Below are 24,397 nucleotides of genomic sequence, written 5' to 3' on the forward strand. Positions count from 1 at the left end.
GCATGCAGATCCTCAACTGGCAATCACTCTCACCACAAGCGCAATTAGCGGCGCTGAAACGCTCGCCATTAATTGGTGACAACAGCCTTGAGCAAAATGTAGCGAGGATCATCGAAGCCGTTGTAGCTAACGGCGATCAGGCGCTAAAGGACTTTAACCGTGAGTTCGATGGGGTAAACCTAGAAACGCTAAAGCTAACGACTACACAAATTGAGCAGAGCTGTAAACTGGTGCCTGAAAGTCTAAAACAGGCTATCGCTCAGGCTAAAAACAACATAGAGCGGTTTCACCAGGCGCAGTTACAGCCAAAAGTTGATATCGAGACTCAGGCAGGCATCCGCTGTGAGCTTCGCTCCGAGCCTATTGAGCGTGTCGGACTCTATATCCCTGGTGGCACGGCGCCGCTTATATCAACCGTACTCATGTTAGCCCTACCGGCAAAAATTGCTGGCTGTAACAAACGCGTTCTAGTGAGCCCACCACCGATTAATGACGCTATCATTTATGCGGCAAATGAGTGTGGCATTGAAGAGATCTATCAGGTCGGTGGCGCGCAAGCTATTGCTGCATTAGCCTTCGGCACAGAGTCTCTGCCACAGGTAGATAAAATTTTTGGCCCCGGAAATCGTTTTGTCACCGAAGCAAAGCGTGCCGTCAGCCAAGATAATCGCTGCACAGTGAGTATCGATATGCCTGCGGGCCCATCAGAAGTACTGATTATTGCCGATGGCCAAGCCAATGCTGAATTTGTCGCCGCCGATCTGTTATCTCAAGCTGAACACGGTGCTGACTCACAGGTCATGCTAGTCACCGACTCAACTGAGCTCGCAGAAGCGGTCAACACAGCCCTTGCTAATCAGCTTAAGCAGTTATCGCGCACTGAGATAGCGACGACAGCACTTAAGAGTAGTCGTACTTTGATTGTTGATGATATACAGATGGCGGCTCTGGTTTCAAACCAATACGGGCCAGAGCACCTCATCATTCAAACTAAGCAACCAAGAGACGTATTACGCAATATTCGCGCCGCGGGCTCTGTGTTTTTAGGCGCTTATACTCCAGAATCTGTCGGCGATTATGCCAGCGGTACTAATCACGTCTTACCGACCTACGGCTATAGCAAAACCGTTTCTAGCCTATCTCTGGCAGACTTTAGCCGCAGATTCACGGTACAAGAGCTCAATGCTAAAGGGCTACAAACTATTGCAGATAGCGTAATGACACTGGCAGCAGCCGAGCTACTCGATGCCCACAAGAATGCCATAGCCATTCGACTCGCAAGCCTTAGTGCAGATGATGACACTAATAGCGGTAATGAGGAGGAGTTATGAACACTGCAACTAACGGCTTGAACTTAGCTCAACGCCTAGCCAGACCTGAATTGCTCGATCTACAGATCTATCAATCGGCAAGGCGTATTGGCGGTCAAGGTGATATCTGGATCAATGCAAACGAGTCGCCATTTAATAATAGTGAACTTGAAGGGCTGAACCGCTACCCGGAATGTCAGCCTCCAGAACTTGTTAATGCCTATAGCAACTACAGCAAGGTCGCAACTGACAGCATCATTACGAGTCGCGGCGCCGATGAGGCGATTGAGTTACTGATCCGTGCTTTTTGTATACCAGCCAAAGACTGTATCGCCACTTTTGGCCCAACTTATGGCATGTACGCCATCAGCGCGAAAACCTTTAATGTTGGGGTGAAAGCGTTATCACTAACCGAAGATTTTCAGCTACCCAGTGATTACCTTTCTCAAGTAAGCGGCGCCAAGTTGGTATTTATCTGCAACCCTAATAATCCAACGGGTAGCGTTATAGCGCGGGATAAGGTGATTGAAGTTATCAACAACTGTCAAGATGCTATTGTGGTTGTGGATGAGGCTTATATCGAATTTAGCCCCGAATTCAGCGTCGCCGATTTAGTCGCGACTTTCCCCAACCTTGTGGTTCTGCGCACTCTGTCGAAAGCTTTTGCATTGGCGGGAGCGCGGTGCGGTTTTTTACTGGCTAACCCTAATATTGTTGATATCTGCATGCGAGTTATCGCTCCCTACCCTGTGCCTCTTCCTGTCAGTCTTGTGGCTGAAAAGGCGCTTAGCACATCAGGACTTGAAACCATGAGCCGACAAGTCAATGACATGAAGCAGCAGGGATTAAGGTTAGCGAATGCATTACAGCGCTATGGTGCCAAGGTCGTAAAGGCACACGGTAACTATGTACTTGCCGAGTTTGCAGATAAACAACAGGTTCAGCAAAAGCTATCGCAAGCGGGAGTTATCGCCAGAAGTTATAGCGACCCGCGCCTTAGCCAAGCAATTCGATTTAGCTTTACTAATCAAGCACAAACAGACTATCTCATTCAACTGTTTCAACAAAAATAAAATAGCTAGAAAGCTAATAATTAAAAAATAACGATAGCTTGACTGGTATTGATTTAGTTAAGCGCAAATTTGAAAGGTATACCCGCTATGAAGCAGAAAATTTTATTTATCGACCGTGATGGCACCCTAATCGAAGAGCCAGTTACAGATAAACAAGTCGATAGTCTAGCTAAACTCGTGTTTGAGCCAAATGTGATCCCTGCGCTATTAAAGCTGCAGAATGCAGGTTACAGACTGGTCATGATCAGTAATCAGGATGGTCTTGGTACGCCTTCTTTCCCAAAAGATGATTTTGACGCGCCGCAAGATATGATGATGCAGATCTTAAATAGCCAAGGTGTGTTATTTGATGACGTGCTTATCTGCCCACACTTTGATGATGAAAACTGTAGCTGCCGTAAACCTAAGCTTGGCCTAGTTAAAGGTTACCTGACTTCTGGCAAGATAGACTTTACCCAGTCAGCCGTGATTGGCGATCGTGAAACTGACCTTGGCCTTGCAGATTCAATGGGCATATTAGGGCTGCAATACCACCCTGAGACGCTTAATTGGAACGCTATTGCCGCTAAGTTGCTGAACAAGAACCGCTGCGCAACTGTCACTCGCACCACTAAAGAAACCGATATCCGCGTCACTGTTGATTTAGACGCCGCAGATAAAGGTGCGATCAACACAGGCATAGGTTTCTTTGACCATATGCTGGAACAGATCTCGACACACGGTAATTTCAAGCTAGATGTTCAGGTCGATGGCGACTTAGAGATTGACGATCACCACAGTGTTGAAGATACGGCGCTCGCTATCGGTGATGCATTGCGACAAGCCCTTGGTGATAAACGCGGCATTGCACGCTTTGGTAACTCACTACCTAATGATGTATTCCAGCAGGCAATTCCTATGGATGAAGCCAGTGCTAGCTGTCTATTAGACTTATCTGGCCGTCCTTTTATCAAGTTTGACGGCGAGTTTGACCGTGAGCTTGTGGGGCAGCTGTCTACTGAAATGGTGCCGCACTTCTTCCGCTCATTCGCCGATGGCCTACGCTGCACCCTACACATCAGCACTCAAGGTGATAATGATCACCACAAGGTTGAGAGCTTATTTAAAGTCCTTGGTCGTACTCTTCGACAAGCAGTAGCGATAGAAGGTGATGCGCTGCCATCAAGTAAAGGTGTGTTATGAGCCAACAAGATAAAGCAGGCTTGAGCGATGATCGTTCATTGAACAATAACAAAGCCATAGTCGGCAACACCGTTATTGTCGACACAGGTTGCGCCAATTTAAGCTCTGTGCGTTACGCCTTCGAACGTCTAATGACGGATATTGAGCGCGAGCGCCTATTTGTCACCGATGATATCGAGATGATAAGAGCTGCCGAGCGGGTGATTTTGCCTGGTGTCGGCACTGCTGCGGCTGCCATGAGCGCTTTACAAAGCAAAGGCTTAGTACAACTTATCCCTGAGTTGACCCAACCGGTACTCGGTGTGTGTTTAGGCATGCAGATGCTGACAAGAGTATCTAAAGAACGTGGCAGCCAAAGTGAAGACTGTCCGTGTCTCAATATCATACCGACTGATATCAATTTACTCGACACCAAAGGACTGCCACTGCCGCATATGGGCTGGAATCAGCTAGTGCCAGGCTCACATCCCATCTTTGACGGGATCACAGCGGGCAGTTATGTGTATTTTGTCCACAGCTACCGAGCACCAATCAGTGATTACACTATCGCTACGGCGCAGCACGGAGAAACATTTAGCGCGGCAATTGCCAAAGATAATTTTATCGGTCTGCAGTTCCACCCTGAAAAAAGCGCGGAAGTCGGTGCAAGAATGCTTAAAAACTTCCTGACTATGGATCAAGCGACGTTCAGTCCAACAAATAACCAACTGGCGTATGGCCAGCAAGAGGCGCAGTTATGATTATTCCAGCAATCGATCTTATCGATGGTCAAGTTGTTCGCCTCTATCAAGGGGATTATGCCCAGCAGACCACCTTTAATTTAAGCCCATTAGATCAGCTTAAGTCTTACCAGCAGCAAGGTGCCAGCCTACTGCATATCGTCGATCTTACCGGGGCTAAAGAGCCTGATAGACGTCAGACTGCGCTCATTTCAGAGTTAGTCAATAATCTGGATACCCCGATTCAAGTCGGCGGTGGCATTCGCACCGAAGCCCAGTTAAGTGAACTATTAGAGATTGGGGTTAGCCGTGTGGTTATCGGCTCATTGGCCGTAAAAGAGCCTGAATTGGTAAAAAGTTGGTTTACCAAATATGGTAGTGACGCTATCTGCCTAGCCTTAGACGTTAATATTAATGAACAAGGCGAAAAGATTGTCGCGGTATCGGGTTGGCAGTCAGGTGGCGGTAAGAGCTTAGAATCACTTGTGGAAGAATTTAAGTCCGTCGGTTTAAAACATGCCTTAGTGACCGATATTAGCCGTGATGGCACCCTTAAGGGCGCTAATACTGAGCTGTATTATGAAATCGCGACTCTCTATCCAGAGATCCAATGGCAGGCTTCAGGAGGCATAGCGACTTTAGACGACGTTAATGCGGTAAAACAAAGTGGTGCAACAGGCATCATCATAGGAAAAGCCTTATTAATAAATCAGTTTACCGTTGAGGAGGCTATTGCATGTTGGCCAAACGCATAGTTCCCTGCCTCGACGTCAAAGAGGGAAAAGTGGTAAAAGGGGTACAATTTCGAAACCATGAAATAGTCGGTGATATCGTTCCCCTCGCCCAACGCTACGCAGAAGAAGGCGCCGATGAGCTGGTCTTTTATGATATTACCGCCAGCGCTCACGATAGAGTGATTGATAAATCTTGGGTGAGCCGGGTCGCTGAACGCATCGATATCCCATTTTGCGTGGCAGGCGGTATTAGAACCATTGAGCAAGCACGTGAAAAACTCGCCTTTGGTGCCGATAAAATATCTGTCAACTCACCCGCGCTTACCGATCCGAGTCTAATTGCACGATTACAGGATGAATTTGGCCGTCAGTGTATCGTCATTGGTATCGATTCTTATTATGACGCCAGCAGTGACAGCTATATGGTCAAACAGTTTACTGGCGATGAGTCTGCCACTAAAGATACCCAATGGTTTACACAGAATTGGGTAGAAGAGGTGCAAAAGCAAGGTTGCGGCGAAATAGTACTTAACGTGATGAACCAAGACGGCGTACGCCAAGGTTACGACATTAAACAACTGTCGATGATCCGTAGCATCTGTGACGTACCATTAATCGCTTCTGGCGGGGCCGGTACCATGGAGCACTTTGAAGAAGTGTTTAGCCTAGCTAATGTCGATGCAGCACTTGCGGCTAGTGTATTCCACAAAGGGATCATCGACATTCAGGCGCTAAAGCGGTATCTAAAAGATAAAAATATTGCTGTCCGGATCTAATTCAGTGAGACCTTGACCCAAATTAAGGATGTAACATGACAAGTACCAAGCAAAACCAGCAATACGGCGATCTAATCACTCAATTGGACTGGAAAAAAACAGATGGCCTAGTTCCTGCTGTCGTACAGAACTTTTTAACCGGTAAAGTCTTGATGTTAGGCTATATGGATAAAGCTGCGTTAGACAAGAGCCTATCGACTAAACAAGTCACCTTCTTTAGTCGCAGCAAGCAACGGCTCTGGACCAAGGGGGAAACCTCTGGTAATACGCTTGAATTAGTTGCTATCGATATGGACTGTGATAACGACAGCCTGTTAGTACAAGTAATCCCCAACGGGCCGACTTGCCATAAAGGCACCGAAAGCTGCTGGAAAGATGGCAAGGCTCACAGCTTTATCGATAACCTTACTAGTCTAATTGCATCACGTAAGGGCCAAGATCCACAGTCGAGCTATACCGCTCACCTGTTTGAGAGAGGCACCAAACGTATCGCCCAAAAAGTCGGCGAGGAAGGCTTAGAAACTGCGCTAGCCGCTGCGACTAATGATAAGCCAGAGCTGATAGATGAAGCATCGGATCTCATCTACCACCTGTTGGTGCTGTTAGAAGATCAAGAGTTAAGTATGCAAGATATCAACTTAAACCTGATGAAAAGACACAATAAGGCTAAGTAGCCGAGTGATAAGGGCGTAAGCTAAATTTACGCCCTTTATTTTTGGGGATAATTAACCCGTCGCAACGATTCATAACAGCATAATCTTTCAATTATCCTCCACTTTAACCGGCGATTTTACACTATAGAAAACACTGTTTTTACAAAGAGTAAAATCCTCGTTGTCCTAGTGTTGCAACCCACAACTTCTGTTACAATCTGCGCCACTAAAATTAAGCTTCTCAATAATAAAAGTGTGCCCTATGAATCTTGCAGATAAAGTTTTAGTCGTAAATGACAACCTCCCAATTCGTACCGACAAACCTGTTCACTCAGGCAAGGTCCGCAGTGTTTACTGGTTAACCGAAGAAGATAGCGCTCGGTTAATTAAAGATAAAGGTTACGATGTACCAGCCGATGCTCCACTTGCCATTATGGTGATCAGTGACCGTATCTCAGCATTTGATTGCGTATGGCAAGGTGAAAATGGCTTAAATGGCGTTCCTGGTAAAGGTACGGCGCTTAATGCCATCTCAAATCACTGGTTTAAACTTTTCAAAGACAAGGGGCTTGCCGATAGCCATATCCTTGATATCCCTCACCCACTCGTATGGATAGTGCAAAAAGCCCGTCCGGTGATGATTGAAGCCATTGCACGCCAGTACATTACTGGCTCAATGTGGCGTTCATACACCAAAGGTGAGCGTGAGTTCTGTGGTATTACTATCCCTGAAGGCCTAGAGAAAGATCAGAAACTCCCAGAACTGCTGATCACACCATCGACTAAAGGTGTATTAACGGGTCTTGAAGGCGTGCCTGAAGCTGATGATGTAAACGTATCGCGCAGCGACATTGAGCGCCACGTTAAAGGCTTTAATTTCAGTAATGAGTCTGATATCGATCTTTACGAGAAACTGCTTAAAGAAGGCTTTGACGTGATTAGCGACGCACTGGCTGAGCACGATCAGATTTTTGTCGATACCAAGTTTGAGTTTGGCTATGTCAATGATGCTGCTGGTAATGAAAAGCTCATTTATATGGATGAAGTGGGTACGCCAGATAGCTCTCGTATTTGGGATGGTTCATCGCACCGTGATGGTAAGATCATCGAGCAATCTAAAGAAGGCTTTAGACAATGGCTACTTAATCACTTCCCAGATCCAGATATCTTGTTAAACAAAAATCGCATGGTGGAGCGTTTCGCACTTGCAAGTGATAACAAGTTACCAGAATCTGTGATGATGGATATCTCTAATACTTATGTGGGTATTGCTGAGAAGATCATCGGCAAGAAGCTGCATATCAGTGACAATCCTAAGCAGGAAATCATCGATATCTTGCGCGACGAGTATCAACTTATCGTTTAATCGATGAGAAGACAATTGTAATAAAAAAGCCGCAATATCAATTGCGGCTTTTTTATTAATCATGTCTTGTCCTGAAATGTGTTTACACATTTAGGACTTTATAATGACTACACCAATACCAGCCCGCGTTAAGCGAACACAGCGAGATTATTCGTTAGGCTTTAAATTACAAGTTGTAGCTGCCGTAGAAAAAGGCGATATGACTTATAAACAAGCTCAAACAACCTATGGCATCCAAGGTCGCTCCACGGTACTTACTTGGCTTAGAAAGCACGGTAAGATGGACTGGACTCAACCAGTGAGAATGACTATGCCAAAAACAACTAAAGCTAAAGAAACCCCAGCTCAAAAGATTAAGCGCCTTGAAAAAGAGCTGGAAGATGAGCACTTACGTAATCTATTACTCAATGAAGCCGTTGATATTATTGATGCAGAATATGGAGCTGGCCTTAGAAAAAAGTACTTAGCCAGGGAGCGAGAAGTCTTCAAAAACAGAAAGTAACGAGCTTAAATCGCGCTTGTAAGCTTCTGGGTATAACAAGACAAGCTATCTATCAAAGAGAACGAAGAGCGAATTGTAGAGCAATGGAGTTAGCCCCTGTAAGAGCGATGATACTAGATATCCGTCGGTTTATGCCTCGGATTGGTGGCAAGAAACTCTACTTTTTACTTAAACCTAAGTTCATCGAGAAAGGGATTAAACTTGGGCGCGATAACTTCTTTAGTTACTTGAAAAGTGAAGGCTTGTTAGTCAAACCTAAGCGTAATTATACCAAGACGACTAACAGTAAACATTGGATGAAGAAACATCCAAATTTACTGAAAGAGTTAGTGCCAACAGCACCTGAAGAGGTGTTTGTTAGTGATATAACATATGTGCAATCAGAGCAAGGCATACATTATCTATCATTGGTAACTGACGCGTTCAGTCGTAAAATAATGGGATATGAATTAAGTAATGAAATGAAAGCTACAGACGTAGTCAAAGCGTTAGAAATGACGATAAGTAATCGGCAGTATCAACATCGAGCAGTGCATCACTCAGACAGAGGGTTACAGTATTGCTCTGCCGTTTATCAGTTAGCGTTGCAAAGAAGTGACATCCGCGCATCAATGACCGATGGATATGACTGCTACCAAAACGCACTAGCAGAACGTATAAATGGGATATTAAAGCAAGAGTTTCTATTATCTCCTTGCTGCAACCTTAATGAGTTAAAGCAACTCGTTGAGGAGTCAATTTTTATATACAATGAGCTGAGACCGCACTTAAGCTTGGGTATGAAAACACCTAATCAAGTGCATAAAAAAGACCAGCAGCAGAAGCTACTGGTCTAGTAAAAACCGTCAACCTATTTCAGGACGGGACATCAATATGTACTGCCCTAAAACCCAAAACCAGACAAGTTATCGGCTGCAACAATTTATTGAAAAGACTACTTATAGATAGACTCTTCGCCTTCAGGTCGTGTCTTTAATACCTTTAAAAACCACATATACTGCTCTGGGTAAGCTAAGATCACCTGCTCTACCGCCTTATTCAACGCAATGGCTTCATTTTCTTTACCCTGCATGGTTTCAGGGGAGATTGCAGGCATCACAGTTAAATCAAAATGGCGCTTAACTTGATCATAGCCAATCTTGACCGGCATAACTTGGGCGTTACCGGCCTGAGCTAAACGGCCTACAACAGGTAATGTCGCCTTAGTGGTACCTAAAAAGGGCGCAAAGATACTCTTATCTCGCCCAAGATCTTCATCGGGTAGGTAAAAGAAGCTGTTATCTTGCTTAAGCTCGGTAAGCAAGGCTCTGATCCCTGCTTCACGCATATAAATATTGCCGCCTTGGGAGCTACGCATACGGTTATTAAACCAGTTAAACAGATCATTCTTGTGAGCCTTAGCCATCGAAACCATAGGTAAATCGATGTTCAGCCTTAAACCTGCGTATTCAATCCCCCATACATGCGGCATGATAAAAATCACTGGCTGACCCGCTGCACGTGCATTCTCAACATGCTCAAATCCATGCAGCTGCACTCGACGTCTCATATGAGCACGAGACTTTAACATCAATTCTGATTGTGCCAGCAAGATCATCACAAAGTTTTCGACGTTATCTTTAACTAACGCTTCAATCTCATCGGCTGATTTTTCAGGGAAACAAGTGGTCAAATTTGCCCTAGCAACCTTAATTGGCTTCTTAGCAATTTTCATCACTAATTTAGCCAGTGTACGGGCGATTGGATCCCTTAACCTTGCAGGCATAAGACCAAATACCACCAGCACTAGAATGGCGACCCAGGTTAACCAATATCTTGGGTGCAACAAACTAAGCTTAAAACGTCGGTCAAAATACTTCGGCTTTCTAGACAAGGATAAAACCTCTACAGCAAATGGAAACAGAAAAAGCCACTCAATTGAGTGGCCTCTTCATTACAGTGCTAAAGCAATTATTTCTTTGCGTTAGCCTCTTCGACACGGCTTTTAAGCTTCTGTCCCGGACGGAACGTCACTACACGGCGTGCCGAAATTGGGATATCTTCTCCCGTCTTTGGGTTCCTTCCCGGTCTTTGATTCTTATCCCTCAGGTCAAAGTTGCCAAAGCCAGACAGCTTGACCTGCTCACCACTTTCAAGAGCTTGACGAATTTCTTCGAAAAACGTCTCAACCATCTCTTTCGCTACTCTCTTGTTGATACCTAGCGTTTCAAAAAGATGTTCTGCCATTTCGGCTTTGGTAAGTGCCATACTTTTAGTCCCTCAACGATGCGTTGAACTCGTCTTTCAGAGCAGAAACCACGACGTCTACCATCTCAGCGATTTCTTTTTCTTCCAGTGTACGAGCGTTGTCTTGTAATAAGAGTGCTATTGCAAGGCTCTTTTTGCCTTCCTCTACACCTTTACCTCGGTATACATCGAACAAGTTTATGCCAACCAACTGATTTTCGCCAACTTTTCTTATCATTTTTACAACATCATTCGCTGCAATAGCGTCATCAACTACGATGGCGATATCACGGCGGTTAGCTGGAAACTTAGATACAGTCTGGGCTAGCGGCAAATTAGCGTGCAATAAAGCGTCTAATTCTAGCTCGAAAATAATTGTTTTTCCGTTTAGGCCAAATGGCTTCTCTAGGCTTGGGTGAACCGTACCTATGATACCAATAACGCGATCATCTCTTAAGATTTCAGCACATTGCCCCGGATGTAACGCTGGATGAGTTGCTGGTCTGAAACTAAATTCAGCATCAGCAACAGTCAAACCGATGACTGCTTCTAAGTCACCTTTTAGGTCAAAGAAGTCAACGGTTTTTGACTCCATTGTCCAATGCTCGTCATTTTGGTTACCGGCAATAACAGCAGCAAGCATAGGTTGTTGTGACACACCAGACTCTGCTGTTTCATTTGGTACAAAACGTAGACCTGTTTCGAACAGTCTGACACGGTTTTGCTGACGGCTTTGGTTATAACCAACTGCAGTCAAAAGACCGGTGAACATAGACAGACGCATAGCAGACATTTCAACCGAAATTGGATTCGGTAGAATCATCGCCTCTGCACCTGGGTGAATCAACTCTTGCTGCTTCGGATCCACAAAGCTATAAGTCACAGCTTCTTGGAAACCTCGAGCAACCAGCATGCTACGAACACGCTTAATGTTGATGTTCGACTCTTTATGGTCAGACATGCTTAAATGAGCAATAGGCGCGATATTTGGAATGTTGTTGTAACCGTAAATACGGGCAACTTCTTCAATCAAGTCTTCTTCTATTGCCATATCGAAGCGGTAAGTTGCCGTGGTTACATTCCACAGCCCTTCACTCACTACGACGATGAAACCTAAACGCTCTAGAATTTCTTTAACTTCAGCATCATCAATATGATGACCCAAAGTCTTATCTAGCTTGCTACGGCGCAATACGATCTGTACAGGCTTAGGTAGATTCTCTTCAGACTTTGCTTCAACAACTGGGCCAGCTTCACCACCACAGATCTCTAGCACTAAACGACTAGCACGATCCATAACCTTCTGTTGTAGCTCTGGGTCAACACCACGTTCGAAACGGTGTGATGCATCAGTATGCAGACCAATCTTACGTGCCTTGCCTAAGATAGCTAGCGGTGCAAAGTAAGCGCACTCAAGTACGATATCAGTGGTTTCTGTGGTCACACCGCTGTGCTCACCACCAAATACACCCGCTAGAGCCAATGGCTTAGCGTGGTCAGCAATGATCAACATACCTTCAGGAATAGTGATTTCATTGCCATCAAGTAGAGTCAGTTTCTCTTCGCCGTTGGGCTTACGAACCACAATACCGCCATCTAACTTAGCTAAGTCAAATGCGTGCATTGGTTGACCAAACTCAATCAATACATAGTTAGTAATATCGACGATAGGATCGATAGAGCGGATACCGCTACGACGCAATTTCTCTTGCATCCATAGTGGTGATTCAGCCTTAACGTTAACATTCTTGATAACGCGGCCTAAGTAACGACCACACTCTTGAGGTTCTTGAATATCAACGGTAACTGCATCAGCAATTGTCGCTTCAACCGCATCCCAAGTCGGTTCAGTAACCGATTGACGGTTTAACACGCCTACTTCACGAGCAAGACCTGCCATACCTAGACAATCTGCACGGTTAGCCGTTAAATCGACATCAATAATGGCATCGTTTAGATCTAAGAATTCACGTACGTCTTGGCCAACAGGTGCGTCAAGTGGCAATTCAATAATGCCGTCACTTTCAATATCTACACCAAGCTCGCCAAATGAGCACAACATACCAAATGATGGCTGTCCACGTAGTTTGGCTTTTTTGATTTTGAAATCACCTGGTAGCACAGCGCCAACCATAGCGACTGCAACCTTAAGACCTAGACGACAGTTTGACGCACCACATACGATGTCGATTAGCTCTTCGCCGCCGACATTGATTTTAGTTACGCGTAATTTGTCTGCATCTGGATGCTGGCCACACTCAACGACTTCACCGACAACTACACCGCTAAACTCGGCAGCTACTGGCTCAATGCCGTCAACTTCAAGACCGGCCATAGTAATTTGGTGTGCTAACTCTTCACGATTAACGCTTGGGTTAACCCACTCACGAAGCCAAGATTCACTAAATTTCATGCTATTACAGCTCCGTTTATTTAAATTGCTTCAGGAAGCGTAGATCGTTTTCGAAGAATGAACGTAAGTCGTTAACGCCATAACGCAACATTGAAAGACGCTCAACGCCCATACCGAATGCAAAGCCAGAGTACTTCTCAGGATCGATGCCAACGCTACGCAGTACGTTTGGATGTACCATGCCGCAACCCAATACTTCTAACCACTTACCGTTTTTCCCCATTACGTCAACTTCGGCTGAAGGCTCAGTAAACGGAAAGTAAGATGGACGGAAACGCACTTCTAAATCTTCTTCAAAGAAATTAAGTAGGAAGTCGTGCAAGATGCCTTTAAGCTCAGCAAAGTTTACGTTTTCAGCAACCAGTAAACCTTCCACCTGATGGAACATTGGCGTATGAGTTTGGTCGTAATCGTTACGATATACACGGCCTGGAGAGATAATACGTAATGGTGGCTTCTCGTGCTCCATGGTACGGATCTGCACACCAGAGGTTTGCGTACGTAACATCACTTTAGGATTAAAGTAGAAAGTATCATGATCGGCACGAGCTGGATGATGCTCAGAGATGTTTAACGCGTCAAAGTTATGAAAATCATCTTCGATTTCAGGTCCGTCTTTAACGACAAAACCAAGCTCACCGAAGAAAGCTTCAATACGTTCAATAGTACGAGTAACTGGGTGTAAACCACCGTTCTCGATACGACGACCAGGAAGACTCACATCGATGCTTTCTGCTTTTAGCTGGGCTTCTAACTCAGCAGCTTTCAGACCTTCAATGCGAATAGAAAGCTGCTGCTGAACCGCTTGCTTAGCTTGGTTCACGGCTTGACCAAAAGCAGGTTTCTCTTCTGGAGGAAGTTTCCCCATCATTTTCATCATGTCGGTGATTTGACCTTTCTTACCAAGGTAATCGACACGGAGGTCATCGAGAGCTTTTAAATCTGCAGCTCCTTCGATGGCGGCTAAAGCCTGTTCTACGATCTCTGTTAACTGTGACATCATCTCTTCCAGTGCAAGTAAGTCCTAGACCTACGACTTTTGGGCTAACGTATTTTCTTTGTGAAAATAGAAAAAGACTAAAATTTTACGTTAGACAGGGGCGTTTGACTAGGGCTAATTCACTTTTTTCCGTGCTAACTGCCTATTTTGCTTAGTCCTTATACAAGCTTTCGCTAAATCAGCTTCGCATTATCCATTATGTGTACTTTTAACCTCTCACCCACAGAGCCCGCCTCAGCTAACTAAGACTTCAACCAAGCTCTCCCCGTCCAATGATTGCTGAAATCACTTGGTGAAAATCTTGACCACTCTTAATCAATAACTTACCCCTAACATCGAGTGAAAAGTCAACAAACTGGCCTTTATTGTAAAAAAATAATTAAGGAAACAGCCAAGCATTCCGATAAGTAACTAAGTCGTCGCGATTATAATAAAGAGAATATGATGAAAGAAGTTAAGTTCCGCTGGGTGGATAAATACCTTATCCACATGACACTTAAAACAAAGTTTGCATTATTAGCTATAATCCCCATCATCACCCTCTTAGGTTTATCAGCGTTGCTAAACAGCGAGTACAGACAAAACCTACTCGATAGCCAAGTCACTCAAACCCATGAATTCAACCAGACGTTCAATGAAGCACTCAACGTTGCCTATCAATATATTCCCGAAGAAAACAAGCAGGCATTCTTGGGTGCCATACAAGGCAAACTGTCTATCTATCAACAGCAAAATGCGCCCCATCAATTAACGGCTATCGCCGCTAAAGGCGGTGAAGCTAATATCACAGGGGATAAGATCGAAAGTGTCAGCTCTAGTGGCTCACAAGGCATCATTACCGTGTTAAGCACAGAGCAAAATACTAGCAGTCATAATGAATATCTGGCCTATGTTGCAACCAGCCTATTGATCTTGATTATCCTTATAGTCAGTTACTATATTTCAAGTTTTGTTGGCGGCGCACTTTACACCAATGTCATGGCACTAAAGAGAGCTGCTGAGGGTGATTTAACCGGTCGGCTTAACTTTTTTGAAGTAAAAGATGAATTCAGTATCCTTGCAATAAGCATAGATACCTTGGTCGAGCGTCAACATAAACTCGTTAGCGAAGTCACTAACGCCAGCTTACAAATTCGCAATGTAGTTCAAGCCTTTAGAAATACTGCAGAGGAAGGACAATCTTTAGCAATGAATCAGCGCCAGCATATCGACTCATTAGCAACGGCTATGGAACAGATGACAGCCGCGGTATCAGAAGTCGCTCGTAATGCTGAGTTGTCTTCCACTGAAACCCAAGAAGCCAATATCCAGGTCGATGCAGGCTCTCGAGATATCGCCATTACAGTTGAAGCGATTGGTGGATTAGCGATGGAAATTGGCGATGCCTCTGAAGCGGTAAACCAGCTCAATGAAAATGCCGCAAAAATTGATGAAGTGGTCTCCACAATTAATGCTATTTCTGAGCAGACTAACTTATTAGCCTTGAATGCAGCCATTGAGGCGGCGCGAGCGGGTGAACAAGGCCGTGGATTTGCAGTAGTCGCCGATGAGGTTAGAACCCTTGCAGGTCGAACTCAAGCTGCAACTGTTGAGATAAAAACCATGATTGAAGCACTACAATCCGGGGCCCGTAACCTCAAGCAAGTCATGCATCGCACCGTAGAAAAAGCCGAAGAAGGTAAGAAGCATGTACTCGATACGGGAAAAGACTTGGAAGGCATTGCTCACCATAGCGCCAAAGTCTTCGAAATGAGTGAGTTGATTGCCACATCAGCCGAAGAGCAGTCCTCTGTCGCAAACGAGATAGCCACCAATCTTATGGGTATTCGCAATCAATCTCACGATGTAGAACAATCTGCAAATCAGTCGGTATCAAGCTGTAATGAACTGCATGCAACTGCCGAACAGCTGGATAAACTGCTTATTGGCTTAAAGGTCTAGTTAATAGCAATATTAAAAGCAGCCACTTGGCTGCTTTTTTGATTCTAAATAAATTTCACGCACTAAAACACCTTGTTTATTTTACAAAAAAACAACAAGACTTATATAATTAGCTCTACAAGCCCCATATCTTATTTAGTACGGATGCCAATGGAGGGGGAAATTGATTATTTGAGCAGATAACTATACATGGCTAAACCCAATAGACAATATTCAAAATTAACCGACTGGCGCTCAAATTTACCGATGCAGTTTATGTTGGTTCAACTGCTCGTCGCCGCTGTTATCATCATCACCAGCGTATGGTTTCTCAAAACCATTGAAACAGAACGTTTAATTGATAACCAAGAGTTTTTGAGTATCAATCAGGGCAAAACCATCGTTGCTAAACTGCAGCAAAAAACCAATAAAATTGAAAACCTAGCCGTATCAATTGGTGCATTGGGCGAACTGTACCAACATAGCCCTCAAGAGTTAAAAACTGCAATACCAGCGCTATTAGATCAGCCTGGGCAACAAGAAGTCATACTCGGCGGTGGAGTATGGCCCGAGCCGTTTTTATTTGCTCCTAACAATCAAAAAGACAGTTTCTTTTGGGCACGAAATTTTGCCGATGAGCTGATTGCAGTCAACGACTATAACGCAGAAGGTATATCGCCCTACTACCAAGAAGATTGGTACGTTCCCGCAAAGTTCTACCCAACGGATACGACCTACTGGTCTAAGTCCTATATTGACCCTTTTACCCAAAAAGCAATGCTGACAGCATCAGTCCCTATGTGGCAGGAACATGAATTTATCGGAGTGTCCACGGTAGATGTCGCACTATCGAGTCTAGATAACTTTTTTAACACCGCAATATCGAGCCAAGGAGGCTATGTATTCGCGCTTGACCAACAAAACCGATTATTATCCTATCCAGATCTGGACAATAACGGCACTGTCGATAGGCAGGCGCTGTTTCAACCGTTTGCCACATTTGCCCAAAAGCATCCCTCTTTCAAGCCACTTCAACAAACCATCAAACAGGTTGATACCGATTTTATTCAACGGGCTAATCTCAATAAAGCCTATGAAGAGACACAACTCGCAAATGTTATTGAAAATGTCCCTGAGCATGAACGCGCTAAGCTTGTGGCATTGATAAATCAAAATGCTAATAACAAACTCCAACAGGTAGAGCTTGTAGCAAGCCTTAAACTTGATAGCGATCCAAGACTTAAGGAGCCCGTGATTGTCACCGTATTCTTAATGCCGGGAACCTACTGGAAGATTGTCTTAGTCACCCCCATCTCGAGTATCGCCTATAACAGCGAGTCATTAGCAAGCTCTGTTGGCATCTACTTAGTTAGCATACAAATATTTGCGCTTATACTCCTTTTCATCGTGCAAAATAAACTGTTTATCACGCCGATTAGTCGTATGGTTCGTGCTTTAAATGATTCAAACCCAGCCAAAATTGAACTTGAAGCGACAACACGCAATGACGAAATTGGTATGCTCGCCAAGGCCTTTAGTTCTCGGACTCGGCAGTTAGAAATAGCCCTAGCTAGCTTAGACGCCACTAACCTAGCATTAGAGCAACAATTAGATGTTCAACAGCAGTCTAAAACTGAATTAGAAGAGAAAAAAGAGCAGCTGAACTCAGTACTAAACTCAGCGCACAACTTGATATTTATCAAGAATAAAAAAGGCGAATTTACCTTAGTCAACGACCAGTTCTGCAGTGTGCTATCACTTAAGCGAGAGAAGATACTAGGAGCTAAAGACCACCTGATAATGCCTAAAGATATAGCCAAGGTAAATCAGGAAAAAGATCAGATTGTATTCAATGAAAAGCTTGAATTAAGTTACGAGCAAAGCTTCCCGCTCGATGGTAATCAACATATCTACCTTGTCACTAAGTTTCCTATTTTCAATGAGAAAAAAGAGCTAACCTCTGTTGGTACAATCGCATTTGATATCAGTGCTAGTAAAGAGGTTGAGCTTAAGAAGCGAGCACAGTTTGAGATCCTTAGGCAGGAAACCTCAGACAATATTCGTGTCATTGAAAAACTAGAGCTGACGAATAAACGACTACAGAGTGAGAGTCAACAAGCCAAGTTTGAGAATAACCGCCAAAACAACTTTGAGAGAGTAAAGCGTGAGAATCAAACACTTTACCCTTCTCTTGTCTCAGCTATTGTAAAACCCATATTCAGAAAACAAGACGATTTAGCAGCCAGTGCTTACAGGCTTGCAAATGACGAAATCAATGTGACTGACTTTAACACCAAACTTGCCGATCAAACTGAGCGACTAAGACATCTTGAGTACCTGTTCTCCGCACAGGATTATATAGCCAAACCTATCGACTTAGTCTCACTGCTTGAACATATTGTCGCGCTGTTACAACCCAAATTAGCCACAAGAAATATTGTTTTAGAAATAGATAGCGATAACAGGCTGATTGTCGAAGGAGTCCATTGGCATTTTCTACTCATTTTCTATCGAGCTATCAGTAATACCATTACCGATGCTTTTTATCAGCAAGGCAAGACTCAAAATATGAAGATCGGCTTAAGCAAAGCGAATCAGCAGATAGTGATGACAATATATGATAATGGAAGAGGCTTCGATGAGACTCAATTAGCAGAGCTTCAAATGACACTTGATAAAGCAGAGGTAAAAGGAACCCTATCGGCACTCTCTGTATGGTTAAAGAGTGAGTTTAACGGGCAACTGAGTATAACGCCCTTACCAGCAAAATCTGAATTTAATACTTTGGTAAGCTACAACTTATCTACGTAAGGAAACGGAAAAGACACCTTAAACATAAAGCTAAGTGTGCGGGTGTCTTTTCTAACAGTGCTATTTATTGACGTAATAAACGAACCTAAAGCGACACATCTACAATGTAGTGCCCCTGAAGCCAATTGCGACCAATCAATAATTTGTAAGACATCTTACTTCTGTCTCTTAGGTTCACCTTTACTTTATATTCTTGCCCTGGCTCACCAATATTAAGCTCGACCATATAACGGATTTCACTTCCTTGTGCGTTTCTGATCAATGAGGTTTCCACGATGCGAGACTTAACCACATGAGACTCTCCCTTTTCATTCTCAGTGGTAAAATGAATCACCTTACCGACATTTTTTTCCATGTCAGGATCTTCATTTTCAATTTTTAAGTCAAAGGCGTGTAATGAGTTCTCTACCGCCCCCGTATCAATACGGGTTTTAAAGATTAACCCAGATTCAACAATACTAATCGGTGCCGTCGGGCCAATTAACTTCTTCTCCGACACATCAACAACATAGCGATCTTTGAGCCAATTACGACCGATTAGCAGCTTATAGTCCATATGACGACGGTCTCTAAGGTTAACCCGAACCTTTCTCTCTTTGCCCTTAAAGCCAACATCTAAGTCGACCATATAGCGGGTCTCTGTACCTTGAGAGTTACTGACTCTCGAGGTCTTAACTATCTTGGCCTTTAAGCGCTTCTTTTCACCAGCATTGTTCTCAGTTGTAAAGGAGACCATCTTGCCAATGTTATCTTTCATCTTCTTAGCGCTACCACCTTCAACTTCAATATCATAGGCATGCAATGAAGTATTAACCGCTCCGGTGTCGATGCGCGCAGCATAAGAAAGGCCTGCATGGGCCACCGACATCTTGGCGGTAGAACCAATAACTGCTTTCTCACTCGCAGCTACCGACAAAGACGACGTCAGTAGTAATAAACACAATCCTACTTTTTTAAGCATCGTGATTCCTTAATATGATTAATGATTAACATAGACTTACTTGGCTTTATGATAGCAAGAAATAAAGTAGAATGAAGAGGTGGGTAGTATTACACAGCAAAGCTGTATGAATACTGGCACTTTAGCAAAAGAAACAATTACTTTTCGCTAACATTAAGCGCTAAACTGTTGCATTTAATAAATAAACTGAAATACAAACAAAGCAAATAGTGTTGAAGTGCAGGTACAGTGACATACATGCCATTTACGATGAAAGCTGGTATTAAACAGCCTTAAATGCCGATAAAACTGCACAGCTAGCCAGACTAAGACAAAGGGCACAAATGGCAAAGACACTACTAAAGGAAAAAAGCCCCAACCAAGATCAAGCGCATTTTCGCTAAACAATCTCAGAAAAAACCAAAATATCAGTAAACAAGCATATACAAACATATGCTGTTTATTCAGAGATGTTCTTATATTACTCAGCATAGTACTCTCCCACATCGATACTGCAACATTAGGCCTTTAGGTTAAGGGCAACAAGCAGATAGCGAGAGAGAACTGTAACTAAATATAAAACTTCAGACATCATTCAGCAGTTAATCTAGCAATTTCTTGGTCGAACAGATTCTTAATTAAACAGGAGAACTCACAAATAAACCGAGTTTGCTCGGCGGTAGCCTTATGACTAGCGACTCGAGCTAAGATCTCCTCAAGATCATACACAATGGCATCGACTTCTCGGATCACCAGATTTCTCTGAGAGAAAGTCAATGAAGGGTTTTGGCCACAAACCATGATAATTTGTGCGGCGAGTTGCTCTTCAAACAGCTCCATCACAGTCTCTTCAATGGCGCTGTGTTGCTGTGAGTTTTCAAATATCCCTAAATGCTCAGTCAAATACTGGATCAGGTGTACATATCCGTCTTTATCGGTAACCATACTCAACTCAAAATACACAAATCTATACACACGGAGAGTTCTCTCTATAGCGTAAGATGCGTAACAATTTTATTATTTATCTTCTAAGACAAGATACTATCTGAGTTTCTTGCTAATTGAAATCATCTCAATTTAAGCCGTGTCAATTTTGCAATTCAGCACGTAACACTTACCGCAAAATTAAGTCCCCTAACCACAAAACCAAATCCACCAAGCTTCAGTTGAGTGCTAAGTACTAATTGCTAAATACCAAGTACTTATATTGGCTGGACACAAAGCGTTAGGCAACAAGCACAAAAAAAGGCTGAATCACTCATTAAAATAACTATACAGCCCTCAATTTACTCAGCTTAGACGTGTTTTATTGCTATTGCTTTAGGTTCAGCATAAAAGAGACTGGTACCGCTTTACTGATTGCCGATAAACCAGCGACTTCACGCAGCTTCTCTACGCCTGCAGTCATACCGAAACTATCAGCATTCACTATGATAGGTGCCACGCTTGCAACAAGCATGTGAGAGTCAGATAGCTTTGCGATACTTACCGTAAAAGCCATTTTTTGCTTCTTGCCATGTAAGGCTACTTCGGCATCAACAGTTGCTACCGTCACCGAACCTATCGCTAAGTTTGCAAGTAACTTAGGGTCGACCTTAGCCTTTAGAGTCAGTTTCGGATACTTATCCACTTCAAATAGCAGAGAGTCCATACGCTCATCACGAATGTCGATATTTGTTGCCACACTTGCCAAGGCGATTGAAAAATCAAACTGCCCTTTATCATTCAAGGTTCCTGCAACAGAGTTAAAATGATGAACCTCAGCAATATCTCCCTTTTTAATGGATATAAAGCTTACATTGGAGCTGTCATTTTCTACAGTCCAGGTCCCTGCTGAAGCTACCAGCGACAAAGGCAGCAATAATAGGCCTATGATTATACTTTTCATTTTCACTTCCTCTCGAAATTTAGTTTTCCACCTTGATAGTTAAGCTTAATCTAATTCAACAATTTTCTATTCACAAGTGCTAATTTTTAAACCACTAGCTCCGTAATTGTTAGACCAATAACTCACAATACATTCATTTATATTAGAAGGGATCGCCAAAAACACAAAAGCCGCAAACAATGCGGCTTTTTAAATAACGGTAGTTATGGAGCTAAACGAGTGTGCTCCCAGCTCTCTTCTTTCTTGGTATAGATGAATCGGTCGTGTAAACGATGTTCCCCACCTTGCCAAAACTCAATACTTTTTGGCCTAACAAGATAACCGCCCCAAAATTTTGGCAGCGGTACATCACCTTGAGAGAACTTGGCTTTCATTTCGGCAAACTTACTCTCGAGTGCTTTTCTTGCGCTAATAGGGCTCGACTGTTTAGACACCCAAGAGGCTATTTGGCTCTCCTTAGGCCGGCTCATAAAGTACTTAAGCACCTCTGTTTTAGATAAGGGTTCAGCAATACCGGTAACGGCTACTTGCTTATCTAAACTGTGCCAAGGGAATAGAATGCTAACCTGCGCATTATTAGCGATGTGCTGAGCCTTACGGCTCTCAAGATTAGTAAAAAATACAAAACCATGGTTATCAAATCGCTTGAGCAATACAATTCTTTGGAAAGGTTGGCCATTCTCATCGACTGTCGCTACCGACATAGCCGTTGGATCTTTGATGTCAGAGTCACGAATGACTTCCAACCACGCGTTAAATAGGTCCATAGGATCACTAGGCACCTCTTCATTATGTAATTCACCTAATGTGTATTCGCGTCTGATACCACTGATCTCTGACATGTTAAAATCCTTTCAAAGCACATAAAAAAAGAAGCGCTCATTGAGCGCTTCTTTAATCATAACAATCTTAGCCGTTAGACGGGAGCCTTTTAATACACTCCCTAACTAGATATTTTCATCTAACATGCTAGCTATGATGACTTATTTGATCTTGCCGTTAGACTCAGCCCAAACGTGCAACATCTCTAGGCCCAAAGTAGCACCCGCTAAAGCAGTGATCTCTGCGCTGTCGTAGGCTGGTGCCACTTCAACCACGTCCATACCCACAATCTTCATGCCTTTTAAACCACGAATGATTTTCATCGCCTTGTCACTGGTCAAACCGCCACATACTGGCGTACCTGTGCCAGGAGCGAAAGCTGGGTCTAAACAGTCAATATCGAAAGTCACGTATAGCGGCATATCGCCAACACGTTCACGAATTTGTGCAACGATCTCATCAGCAGTCATTTCATTAGCTGCCGCCGCATCGATAACTTTGAAAAGATGATTGGAAGTATCGTATTCAGTACGGATACCGACTTGAATTGAGTTCTCTGCAGCAATGATCCCTTCGTTTGGCGCATGATAAAACATGGTGCCGTGATCATACTTACTACCTTGGCTATAAGTGTCGGTATGTGCATCAAAGTGCAATAGCGCCATCTTACCGTGCTTCTTATAGTGAGCACGTAGCAGGGGCAAAGTCACAAAGTGATCGCCACCAAAACTTAGCATAGCCTTATCAGCTTCTAAGATCTTAGTTGCGAAATCTTCAACACGCTGTGTGAAGTCTGCAGAATCACCACAGTTATAAACGAGATCGCCTGCATCGACGATTTTAACATGCTCGCTTAGTTTAAACTGATAAGGCCAGCGAGTTTCTTCCCAAGCCAGGTTTACTGAAGCATTACGAATTGCACCTGGGCCCATACGTCCACCAGAGCGACCCGTAGTAGCCATATCAAAAGGTAAGCCTAACACTACAACATCCGCATCGCCTTCTAATGGTTTGAAGTCTAGCGGCTGTCTTAAGTAACCAAATGCATTTGAATAAAGCGAATAATCAGGCTTATCTGCAATAGTGGTCATAAATACTCCATAAAGTGTCTAGAGTCACAATACTTCTGCACACAGGATTTCACTGTCCGCTTGAATATAGTGATTGTAATTAAATTCATTAAGTTGATTTAACTGTAGATTACAACTCGCTAGCCTTCGATGAGAAGGGAAGTCTTGATTGTTAATCTGCGTATTCATCCCAATGATGTCCCAACTGCTGGGGCTCAATATTTTCAACAACTCGGAGAAAATATTGAACGGATATTGCGAAAAATTCAAGTTTGTTTCAATACTCACGTAAGAGCTTCGCTCTTGAGGTGTGATATGTATGGTTATAAACCTATCTTCAAACATGCCATTGACTGAATAACCACATGGTTTAAATAGGTAATCATCAAACTGAAACTGAGGTAATAACCGCTCTAATTGCAATAAACAGCGGATCTGTTCGCTTGATTGTTTATCGCTGCGTAAATACTCAGCTACTTCACCTTTGATGTGATACATCAACAAACTCGCACCACTATTCCTATCTTGGGTCGGTTGACTACAAAATAGGTAATGGTGGTGGTTATCTAAATGCCCTACTCGATATGCAATGCCCGGTATGTGGCCCTTAAGTTGCTCTATATCATCCTCGAAGCGGCTTGCTTGGAGATAAGACAAAAATTCACTCTTACGTTGATAGCTTAAGCTTGAGATAAACTTTGTACCAAGCTGTGTAATCATATAAGTGGCAGCATCGACTAAGCGGGTGTTTCCACATGTGATTAATAGCAGTTTACGTTCCCAGACGAATAAACTCGATTCACTCAGCACATAGGCATCACAGTGTTGATTTGAAAGCACCGATAAGATCTCGGCTCCGGCCTCTGCAAGTGCTTGCTGCCAAAAGTCTTTAGGCAAAGATCGTAATGAAACAGCACTACGACTCATGTGTAGCTCTATTTTCTTCTCCGACCCTTCAAAAAACATCTTATCGTAATTCCTTCAAATATCAG

Annotated in this window: 21 protein-coding genes; 11 read left to right on the top strand and 10 right to left on the bottom strand. The window is 43.5% G+C overall.

Annotated elements, in window-relative coordinates; genetic code table 11:
• Positions 1–2: 2 nt before the first annotated feature.
• From hisD to SPEA_RS22780, 9 genes are all read left to right on the top strand, one after another.
• Positions 3–1,331, top strand: a complete 1,329-nt coding sequence (hisD, locus tag SPEA_RS13010; protein WP_012155689.1) for a histidinol dehydrogenase — start codon at positions 3–5, stop codon at positions 1,329–1,331.
• Positions 1,328–2,383 carry a histidinol-phosphate transaminase gene (gene hisC / locus SPEA_RS13015; protein WP_012155690.1) on the top strand — a complete coding sequence of 352 codons (1,056 nt, stop codon included), beginning with the start codon at positions 1,328–1,330 and terminating at the stop codon, positions 2,381–2,383. Before hisD ends, hisC begins: the two co-directional genes overlap by 4 nt.
• An 87-nt stretch (positions 2,384–2,470) precedes the next feature.
• Positions 2,471–3,565 carry a bifunctional histidinol-phosphatase/imidazoleglycerol-phosphate dehydratase HisB gene (gene hisB / locus SPEA_RS13020; protein WP_012155691.1) on the top strand — a complete coding sequence of 365 codons (1,095 nt, stop codon included), beginning with the start codon at positions 2,471–2,473 and terminating at the stop codon, positions 3,563–3,565.
• Positions 3,562–4,305, top strand: coding sequence for an imidazole glycerol phosphate synthase subunit HisH (gene hisH / locus SPEA_RS13025; RefSeq protein ID WP_012155692.1), 744 nt, complete (start codon positions 3,562–3,564; stop codon positions 4,303–4,305). The genes hisB and hisH overlap by 4 nt, the downstream gene beginning before the upstream one ends.
• Positions 4,302–5,039 carry a 1-(5-phosphoribosyl)-5-[(5-phosphoribosylamino)methylideneamino]imidazole-4-carboxamide isomerase gene (gene hisA, locus SPEA_RS13030; protein ID WP_012155693.1) on the top strand — a complete coding sequence of 246 codons (738 nt, stop codon included), beginning with the start codon at positions 4,302–4,304 and terminating at the stop codon, positions 5,037–5,039. The genes hisH and hisA overlap by 4 nt, the downstream gene beginning before the upstream one ends.
• Complete coding sequence (gene hisF / locus SPEA_RS13035) at positions 5,021–5,794, top strand: imidazole glycerol phosphate synthase subunit HisF (protein WP_012155694.1); 774 nt, start codon at positions 5,021–5,023, stop codon at positions 5,792–5,794. The genes hisA and hisF overlap by 19 nt, the downstream gene beginning before the upstream one ends.
• A gap of 35 nt (positions 5,795–5,829) precedes the next feature.
• Positions 5,830–6,468 carry a bifunctional phosphoribosyl-AMP cyclohydrolase/phosphoribosyl-ATP diphosphatase HisIE gene (gene hisIE, locus SPEA_RS13040; RefSeq protein WP_012155695.1) on the top strand — a complete coding sequence of 213 codons (639 nt, stop codon included), beginning with the start codon at positions 5,830–5,832 and terminating at the stop codon, positions 6,466–6,468.
• Between the two features lie 241 nt (positions 6,469–6,709).
• Positions 6,710–7,813, top strand: coding sequence for a phosphoribosylaminoimidazolesuccinocarboxamide synthase (locus SPEA_RS13045; protein WP_012155696.1), 1,104 nt, complete (start codon positions 6,710–6,712; stop codon positions 7,811–7,813).
• 103 nt (positions 7,814–7,916) lie between these two features.
• A protein-coding gene (locus SPEA_RS22780; RefSeq protein WP_086024287.1) for an IS3-like element ISSpe1 family transposase occupies positions 7,917–9,151 on the top strand; the annotation gives its coding sequence in 2 pieces (ribosomal slippage) (positions 7,917–8,274 and positions 8,274–9,151; 1,236 coding nt in all).
• A 98-nt stretch (positions 9,152–9,249) separates the two neighbouring features.
• Here the strand turns inward: SPEA_RS22780 and lpxM are convergent.
• The 4 genes from lpxM to pheS all read right to left on the bottom strand — a co-directional run bounded on the left by lpxM (position 9,250) and on the right by pheS (position 13,954).
• Entirely contained in the window at positions 9,250–10,188 is a 939-nt protein-coding gene (lpxM, locus tag SPEA_RS13060; RefSeq protein WP_012155697.1) for a lauroyl-Kdo(2)-lipid IV(A) myristoyltransferase, read from the bottom strand.
• A gap of 77 nt (positions 10,189–10,265) precedes the next feature.
• Positions 10,266–10,562, bottom strand: a complete 297-nt coding sequence (ihfA, locus tag SPEA_RS13065) for an integration host factor subunit alpha (protein WP_012142935.1) — start codon at positions 10,560–10,562, stop codon at positions 10,266–10,268.
• 4 nt (positions 10,563–10,566) lie between these two features.
• Positions 10,567–12,954, bottom strand: a complete 2,388-nt coding sequence (gene pheT / locus SPEA_RS13070; RefSeq protein WP_012155698.1) for a phenylalanine--tRNA ligase subunit beta — start codon at positions 12,952–12,954, stop codon at positions 10,567–10,569.
• A gap of 16 nt (positions 12,955–12,970) precedes the next feature.
• Positions 12,971–13,954: a phenylalanine--tRNA ligase subunit alpha gene (pheS, locus tag SPEA_RS13075; protein WP_041410956.1), complete on the bottom strand. Its 984-nt coding sequence runs from the start codon at positions 13,952–13,954 to the stop codon at positions 12,971–12,973.
• Between the two features lie 444 nt (positions 13,955–14,398).
• On the opposite strand from pheS, the gene SPEA_RS13080 reads away from it, so the two are divergent.
• Both SPEA_RS13080 and SPEA_RS13085 read left to right on the top strand, forming a co-directional pair.
• Positions 14,399–15,895, top strand: coding sequence for a methyl-accepting chemotaxis protein (locus SPEA_RS13080; RefSeq protein ID WP_041410957.1), 1,497 nt, complete (start codon positions 14,399–14,401; stop codon positions 15,893–15,895).
• Between the two features lie 189 nt (positions 15,896–16,084).
• On the top strand, positions 16,085–18,685 hold the full coding sequence (locus tag SPEA_RS13085) for a PDC sensor domain-containing protein (RefSeq protein WP_012155701.1): 2,601 nt from the start codon (positions 16,085–16,087) through the stop codon (positions 18,683–18,685).
• A gap of 85 nt (positions 18,686–18,770) precedes the next feature.
• Here SPEA_RS13085 and SPEA_RS13090 read toward each other — a convergent pair whose 3' ends face one another.
• The 6 genes from SPEA_RS13090 to SPEA_RS13115 all read right to left on the bottom strand — a co-directional run bounded on the left by SPEA_RS13090 (position 18,771) and on the right by SPEA_RS13115 (position 24,371).
• Positions 18,771–19,646, bottom strand: coding sequence for a putative ATP-dependent zinc protease (locus SPEA_RS13090; protein WP_012155702.1), 876 nt, complete (start codon positions 19,644–19,646; stop codon positions 18,771–18,773).
• 570 nt (positions 19,647–20,216) lie between these two features.
• On the bottom strand, positions 20,217–20,570 hold the full coding sequence (locus SPEA_RS13095) for a DUF3802 family protein (protein ID WP_012155704.1): 354 nt from the start codon (positions 20,568–20,570) through the stop codon (positions 20,217–20,219).
• Positions 20,571–20,937: 367 nt separating this feature from the next.
• Positions 20,938–21,513, bottom strand: a complete 576-nt coding sequence (locus tag SPEA_RS13100; protein WP_012155705.1) for a YceI family protein — start codon at positions 21,511–21,513, stop codon at positions 20,938–20,940.
• A 203-nt stretch (positions 21,514–21,716) separates the two neighbouring features.
• Positions 21,717–22,355, bottom strand: a complete 639-nt coding sequence (pdxH, locus tag SPEA_RS13105; RefSeq protein ID WP_012155706.1) for a pyridoxamine 5'-phosphate oxidase — start codon at positions 22,353–22,355, stop codon at positions 21,717–21,719.
• Positions 22,356–22,496: 141 nt separating this feature from the next.
• Complete coding sequence (gene speB / locus SPEA_RS13110; RefSeq protein ID WP_012155707.1) at positions 22,497–23,426, bottom strand: agmatinase; 930 nt, start codon at positions 23,424–23,426, stop codon at positions 22,497–22,499.
• 24 nt (positions 23,427–23,450) lie between these two features.
• Complete coding sequence (locus SPEA_RS13115; RefSeq protein ID WP_012155708.1) at positions 23,451–24,371, bottom strand: adenosylmethionine decarboxylase; 921 nt, start codon at positions 24,369–24,371, stop codon at positions 23,451–23,453.
• Positions 24,372–24,397: the final 26 nt, after the last annotated feature.

It is taken from the genome of Shewanella pealeana ATCC 700345 (assembly GCF_000018285.1).
In the GTDB taxonomy this organism is placed as follows: domain Bacteria; phylum Pseudomonadota; class Gammaproteobacteria; order Enterobacterales; family Shewanellaceae; genus Shewanella; species Shewanella pealeana.